The 6,975-nt window shown below is 47.4% G+C and carries 5 protein-coding genes; 2 read left to right on the top strand and 3 right to left on the bottom strand.

Features of this window, described 5'->3' with window-relative positions; translation table 11 throughout:
- Positions 1–1,278 (bottom strand): hypothetical protein (locus VIM87_RS15445; protein WP_331997858.1); only part of this gene is annotated, 1,278 nt, incomplete at its 3' end.
- Positions 1,279–1,863: 585 nt separating this feature from the next.
- Between VIM87_RS15445 and VIM87_RS15440 the strand changes: the two genes are divergently transcribed.
- Positions 1,864–2,460, top strand: coding sequence for a tRNA-(ms[2]io[6]A)-hydroxylase (locus VIM87_RS15440; protein WP_331997857.1), 597 nt, complete (start codon positions 1,864–1,866; stop codon positions 2,458–2,460).
- A 190-nt stretch (positions 2,461–2,650) separates the two neighbouring features.
- Here the strand turns inward: VIM87_RS15440 and VIM87_RS15435 are convergent, their stop codons facing one another.
- On the bottom strand, positions 2,651–4,894 hold the full coding sequence (locus VIM87_RS15435) for a patatin-like phospholipase family protein (protein WP_331997856.1): 2,244 nt from the start codon (positions 4,892–4,894) through the stop codon (positions 2,651–2,653).
- A gap of 151 nt (positions 4,895–5,045) precedes the next feature.
- Between VIM87_RS15435 and VIM87_RS15430 the strand changes: the two genes are divergently transcribed.
- Positions 5,046–6,542 carry an MFS transporter gene (locus VIM87_RS15430; RefSeq protein ID WP_331997855.1) on the top strand — a complete coding sequence of 499 codons (1,497 nt, stop codon included), beginning with the start codon at positions 5,046–5,048 and terminating at the stop codon, positions 6,540–6,542.
- A 138-nt stretch (positions 6,543–6,680) separates the two neighbouring features.
- Here the strand turns inward: VIM87_RS15430 and VIM87_RS15425 are convergent.
- The coding region (locus VIM87_RS15425) for a GSCFA domain-containing protein (protein WP_331997854.1) at positions 6,681–6,975 on the bottom strand (295 nt) is incomplete at its 5' end.

The raw sequence follows: 6,975 nt of genomic DNA, 5'->3' as shown, positions 1-6,975 counted from the left end.
GCTATGATTATTGATGTTGCCGATCTTTTCAGCGAACTTCACTTCCGAACCGCCATTGAGCTTATAGTAAAACCGGATGTAATCCATGTAGGTGCCGGATGTATTCATTTCCACGCCGGAGCTACGGGTATCTATTGATATGCTGACATTAGTTTTACCTGAAATTGAGATGCTGCCTGAAGTCCATATACCATCACTGCTGGTACCAGTACCGCTTGCCCTGAATTCGTTGCCGTTAACCGCAAATGTGCTGCCGGAGGGGGTTGAGGTGCTCCAGCTGGTGCCGCCATTATCACCGGTAGTACCGTTGGAAAGCGCAAAATCCTCTACCCATGTATTGGTAACGGCAGCGCCGTTGGTAACGCTTACTGTTTGCGAAGCGGTACAGCCATTCGCAGGATCCCTTACGGTAACCGTATAATTGCCGGCTGTGCTAACCGTAGGATTTTTCACCGTGCTGGTAAAATTATTAGGACCTGTCCAGCTGTAGCTTACATTCGCTACAGAAGAATTGGCATTCAGCGTAACGCTGGTGGCGCCGCAGGACAGACTGCCGCCTGTGGCGGAAAGGTCTGGCGGTGTTTTATTTTCCGTGACGGTAACAGACGCAGTACCTGAACCGGATGAGTTAGTACCGGTTACAGTATAAGTACCGGCTGTGCTTACAACCGGGTTTTGCTGTGTAGAGGTGAACCCGTTTGGGCCTGTCCAGCTGTAGCTTACACCGGAAGCCGTAGAGCTGGCAGACAGTGTAAGGGACGGGTTAGCACAGGTGAGCACACCGCCGTTGCCAGCAGTAGCCGTTACCGTTATCCCGGTGCTGGAACAAGGCCCCTTCTCCTTAAACACACGGTATTCCTCAATATAATATTTGGAGGTTTGCGAGCCTCCATTGTTGTAGTTATAGATCTTCACTACCAGCTGCACATTATTGCCATTCAATGCGGGCGATATAAAATCAATTGTACCGAAGTTGCCGGTACGCTGATCAAGCAATACTTCACTGCCACCATTTACCTTATAATAGATCTTTACATACTCCGAGCTATTCATATCTCCTTCCGAAGATACCTTTACTGCTACCTGCCAGCCGGAATATCCTGCAGTAGAAAATACTTTGGAATACCAGATGCCTTCACCTCCCAGCTCCTGCGCATGCAGGCGGTTTGATTTAACAGCAAAATAGCCGGTGCTAAGCACCCTAGATGCATCCAGGTACCAGCCGGTAGCGCTGTTATCAGCAGTAGTACCGTTTGCCAGGTTGAACCTTGATGTCACGATCGGACATTCAGGTGTAGCAAAAAGATTGTTGCCGGTAAATAATAGTAATAGCAGAACGAATGACATAATATGCCCACGTCCTTTCGTTGGTAAAATTTTCACGATAAGGTTGGTTAGATTTAAGTGATTACTTATTGTTCAATAGATACAGGCTCGCTACAGATACACACAAATTACATTACGGCGTAATATTAGTGATTATTACTATAACAGGTATCGTATGAATGTCGTATCGACAATTAATCCGAAATGAATAGTCGGAACAGAGGAAGATCAATTTTTGTACAGGACAGATTGCAAATAACTGACTACTAATTATAGTAAAGCATATTTAATAGCAATAATGCCGGTGATTGCGGAAGAGTAAATAACCATAATGGACAAAAAATAATTTACCTGTAAGCACAATAAATTGCGTTTACCGGGATTTACCGGAATGCTAACATGCAGGTTTACGTAGTTTTTATACCAGTTGTATGCTCCCTTACTCTTCCGGTATATGATTACTTTGTAACTTGCCACGGTATCCGGAAATCATGCCTGTTATGATAACCGGAACTTAACACCTTTAGTTTCATTGCTATGTCCAAAGTATCCATTCTTGGCCTGCAGCTGCCTACAGACCCGCGCTGGGTGAACCTGGCTTCCATTTCCCTGGAGGCCGTATTAACCGATCATGCTTTTTGTGAACAGAAAGCCGCTACAGCCTGCATATCGCTGATACAGCGCTATCCTGAAAAAGACCGGCTGGTGCAGGACCTGGCGCCTATTGTTACGGAAGAATGGGGCCACTTCCGGCAGGTGCTGGCCGAAATGAAAAAAAGAGGTTTTTCACTGGGCAAACAACGCAAGGATGCTTATGTAAATGAGCTGATGCAATACCAGGTAAAAGGCGGTACTGCCGAAGAGCAGCTGCTGGATAAGCTGCTGATATGCGCCCTTATAGAAGCCCGCAGCTGTGAGCGTTTCCGCCTGCTGAGCGAAGGACTGGAAGATGAATACCTCCGTGATTTTTACCGTAAGTTCATGATCTCCGAAGCCGGGCATTACCGCCTGTTCATTGACCTGGCGCATGAATATATTCCTGAAGAAAAAGTAGGCCCGCGCTGGCAGTACTGGCTGCAAACAGAAGCGGAGATACTTAAAAAGATGGAAGTTCGCGGAGACAGGATGCATTGATTGATGTGCGGATGTGCAAATATGCAGATGTGCAGATGAATGTGCTGATGTGCTAATATGCTAATGTGCTAATGTGCTGGTGTATGTTGTTTATGAACTGGTAGGATTATGCATAGCCTATTTTCAACATTGTAATCGTCAATCATTAAGGCAAAAACCAGCACATTAGCACATCAGCACATTAGCACATTTAAAAGTTAAACCCAATATTTACGTAAAACTTCAACTTTCCATCCTGATCATTGTACATAAGGGAGCCTTCTATAGGCCCCAGGCGTGAGCTATAGCCCGCAGTAATGGAATAGCCGCTCAGGTAACGGTAACGGGCATTTACATCGCCATTAAAATCATACAGTCCCACACCTATGCGCGGCAGTACGAACAGGTTCCTGAAAAGCTCATGCTGATAAGCAACTTGCGCAATAGCTGCGCTGGATGTTATTACCTCACCTTCATACAATCCCGGGAACGTTAATTGGTTATGCGCTACTTTGCTTAAGCCTCCTATCAGGTAACCATTGATCGGGGATTGATTATAATTAAAATTCATGCCGCTGCCCAGGTTTATTTCCAACGCACTTCTGCGGCTAAACGGAAAGTAATATTTCATTCGCAGCATGGCATGCTGATAGTTCGGGAACTCTAATCCGGTACTATCTCCCGGCACCATTTCCCCATCTTTGTACAGGCGGTAGCTGGGATTCTGGTTATACACCCAGCCTGCTTCCAGCTGCAGATCCATCCCTTTGAGCGGATAGATCTTACGGTCCAGGGAATTAACGCCATAATACATATAGCTATTCAGCTGGTTACCATCTCCCTTCAATTCTTCTGATGATTCAAAGCTGGGCCGGAAGTGGAAATACTCCCAGCTGGTGCCAACGCCAATGGTCATAATACGGCTCAGCGCATATTGCATATGTACATTAGCGTTAGCATACTTGGTACGGTATTGCTGCTGGCGAACGAAATTATCGTACACATTCAACCCGTTATTTTCAAAGTACAGGCCCATGCCAAAGCCAAAGGCGCGGTTCCAGCCCAGGTATTTGAAATACTCTGCCTCTACCCGCGGGTTTTCACTGATAGCTACAGTTACGAATGAACGGGAATTGGGTACAATAAAGTTCCTTTGCGTAATGTTAATAATGGCGCTGGCATTGGTGAAGGTATTATACTGCAATGCAAATTTCACATAGGTAAGCGGGTTCTCCTCCACCTGTATATTCATAGTGCCTTTTGCCGGGCCATCCGGTGTAAGGCTATAGGTGATCTCTTTAAAAAAGCGGGTGCCAAACACATTCTGTACGGCCGCCTTTAGCTGCTCGGGGTTATAACAACCACCGGTTTTGAGGCCCAGGCGGCCCCGGAAGAATTTTTCGTCGGAATGCACCAGCCCTGTTATGCTGATACCCGTTAATTCTATATCGGGTACAAAAGGCAGACGGTTCTTTTGAAAAGGTGCGATGGGATACAGGGCGTTCAGTGAATCGGCCAGGTGTTTGAACACCGGGTACATTTCCCGGCCTTTTTGTTTGCCTTTTTCGATAATAGAATCCACGCTGCCAAAGCTGGCGGCGGAATATTCCTCCATATCATGCCGGATATAAATATCACAGGCTTTGCGGGCTTCCTTAAAGTCAATGGCATCTTTATAAAACCCCAGCTGGTAAATGATATCAAATGGTGTGGTCAGTTGGTCGGCTTTACGCAGGCCGCCGCTTACGTTGGAGCCTATCACAATATCCGCTCCCATTTCTTTGGCGGTGATCACGGGGAAGTTACGTACTACGCCGCCATCCACCAGCTTGCGGTCGCCGATCTTTACCGCGGTAAAAATAGACGGGATGGCCATACTGGCCCGTATGCTGGTAATGATCTGCCCAGTGTCCAGCGTTACAATTTCGCCGGTGGCAACATCCGTGGCAATACACTTAAAGGGGATATTGAACTTTGAGAAATCCTTTATATCACGCGCCGGCCAGCACAGGCGGGCCAGCTCCAGCCATAGCTGCTCGCCGGTGATCACACCGGAAGCCAGCTTGGGTTTGCCGTACTCAAACGGGATCTCAATTATATACTTATCGTATTCGCTTTTTTCTTCGTAGGAGATATCTTTCAGTGATGCCTGGTTGGCAAACAGGTTGTCCCAGTCCAGCTGGTGAGCCAGCGTTTCAATGGTATCGCCGGAATACCCCATGGCGTACAGGGAGCCTACAATGCTGCCCATGCTGGTGCCGGTGATATAATCAATCTTCAGCCCCGCGCTGTCAATAGCTTCCAGTATGCCTATATGGGCCAGGCCCTTGGCCCCGCCCCCGCTGAGTGTGAGCCCTATTTTAGGACGGCCTTTGTCCGACTGGGCCTGTACGGCGGCAGGGTAGCTACAAATTCCAAGAAATATAACGGCTAGTATTACGCTTAAAAACCTCATAGTAACTGTCCACAGACGCAACAAAGTATTGTCTAAAGTTAACGGATTCATCTGACAGTAAAGACGCATACCGGGGTTATTTCCCCTACAAAAGATTTAAATACTGTAATAATTTTTTATATCTTCTCCCCTGTTTTTATAAATCCTACGAATGAACAACTCGAAAAACGTACAGAATATCTGGCAGGTGATCTTTGCATCTTCTGCCGGTACCCTTATTGAGTGGTACGACTTTTACATCTTCGGCAGCTTATCCGCCATTATCTCTGAAAAATTCTTTCCGGCCTCAAACCCTGACCTGGCCTACATTGCCACGCTGGCTACCTTTGCGGTAGGGTTTATTGTACGCCCTTTCGGCGCTATCATATTCGGCCGCCTGGGCGACCTGGCAGGCCGTAAATACACCTTCCTGCTTACGTTGCTGATCATGGGCGGCTCAACCTTTGCCATTGGGCTGATACCGGATTATAAAAGCATCGGCGTATTTGCGCCCATTATTGTATTGGTACTGCGCCTGTTACAGGGCCTGGCCCTGGGCGGTGAGTACGGCGGCGCTGCTACTTACGTAGCGGAACATGCGCCGGACAACCAGCGGGGGTATTACACCAGCTTTATACAAACCACGGCAACGCTGGGTTTATTTGTATCGCTGGCAGTGATCCTGATCACCCGCAATGTCATGAAACCGGATGATTTCAGCAGCTGGGGATGGCGGATCCCGTTCCTGCTGTCAATCGTGCTGGTGATCATGTCTTATTACATCCGCATCCGCCTGCAGGAATCGCCTTTGTTTGCACAGCTGAAGGCAGAAGGTAAAACCTCCCGCAACCCGCTTAAAGAAAGCTTTGGCAAAAAAGAGAACCTGCGTATGGTGCTGCTGGCCTTATTTGGCGCTACCATGGGGCAGGGCGTGGTTTGGTATACCGGGCAATTCTATGCGCTCTCGTTCTTACAAAAGACCATGCAGCTCGAGTTTGTACAGTCCAACGTGATCATTGCCATTGCGCTGGTGCTGGGCACTCCGTTCTTTATTTATTTTGGCAGATTGTCTGATAAAATAGGCCGTAAGAAGATCATGATGGGCGGGATGCTGCTGGCAGCACTGGCCTACTACCCTATTTACAGCGCCATGGATAATACCGTGAACCTGCAAAAGAAACAGGAGCTTACAGCGCAATTCCGGATAGAAAGTAACCTGAGCAACAATAACGGCATCAGCACAGAGAAAACCACGCGCATTCATAGCTATTCGGATGGCACGCAGGTAAAGGAGATCACTACGCTTACACAAGGCAAAACAGAAACCAAGAAAGAGATCACGCTGAACTATTCTGCTATTATACTGCTGGTAATACTGGTGTTTGTGCAGGTGTTGTTCGTTACCATGGCCTATGCGCCTATTGCGGCTTTCCTGGTGGAGCTGTTCCCCACACGCATCCGTTATACTTCCATGTCATTGCCCTATCATCTGGGAAATGGGGTGTTTGGCGGTTTATTACCTACTATCTCTACCCTGCTGGTTACGCAAACCGGCAACCACCTGGCGGGATTGATCTATCCGATCGCTATTGCGCTGATCTGCTTTGCAGTGGGTATGGTGTTTATAAAGGAGAAAGGACTGAATGAGTATGAGATAGCGGCGGAATAAGAATTACGAATTATTCAATTACGAATTACGAATTGAGTAGTGCATAATAAACAGTCCTGCGGCTTAAGCTGCAGGACTTTTTGTTTATAGTATTTTGTATTCCCTTCCCACTAATCATCCGCTGCATTCAATTCGTAATTAACCTTTGAAATATTTCTCCAACCCGCTCCACTCCAACTCCGGATGCTGCTCCTTCAGCTGCTGCACCTTGCGGGCGTAAGTTTGCAGGAATTGTTTATGCTGAGGACTTTCCGGGTTAAAGGGCTTGTGCTGGCGGGCGCGGTTCAGATCGTGGACAGATCTCAGGAGCTGCTGGCTATCGGGATGAATACAGTTATTTACGAACTGCTCCCATACATAATGAATGGCGGTTTCATTCGGATGCACCAGGTCGTCTTTATAAAAACGGTAATCGCGCAGGTCGTCTATCACC

The sequence above is a fragment of the Chitinophaga sp. genome (genome assembly GCF_036569125.1).
Lineage (GTDB): Bacteria > Bacteroidota > Bacteroidia > Chitinophagales > Chitinophagaceae > Chitinophaga.
Note: the sequence above shows the minus strand (reverse complement) of the source record. Positions and strands in the feature narration are given on the sequence as shown.

Bases quoted from the DNA above. Each gene is read 5' to 3' on its own strand.
- VIM87_RS15440 (WP_331997857.1), top strand. From the start codon at position 1,864: ATGTCCAAAGTATCCATTCTTGGCCTGCAGCTGCCTACAGACCCGCGC.
- VIM87_RS15435 (WP_331997856.1), bottom strand. From the start codon at position 4,894: ATGAGGTTTTTAAGCGTAATACTAGCCGTTATATTTCTTGGAATTTGT.
- VIM87_RS15430 (WP_331997855.1), top strand. From the start codon at position 5,046: ATGAACAACTCGAAAAACGTACAGAATATCTGGCAGGTGATCTTTGCA.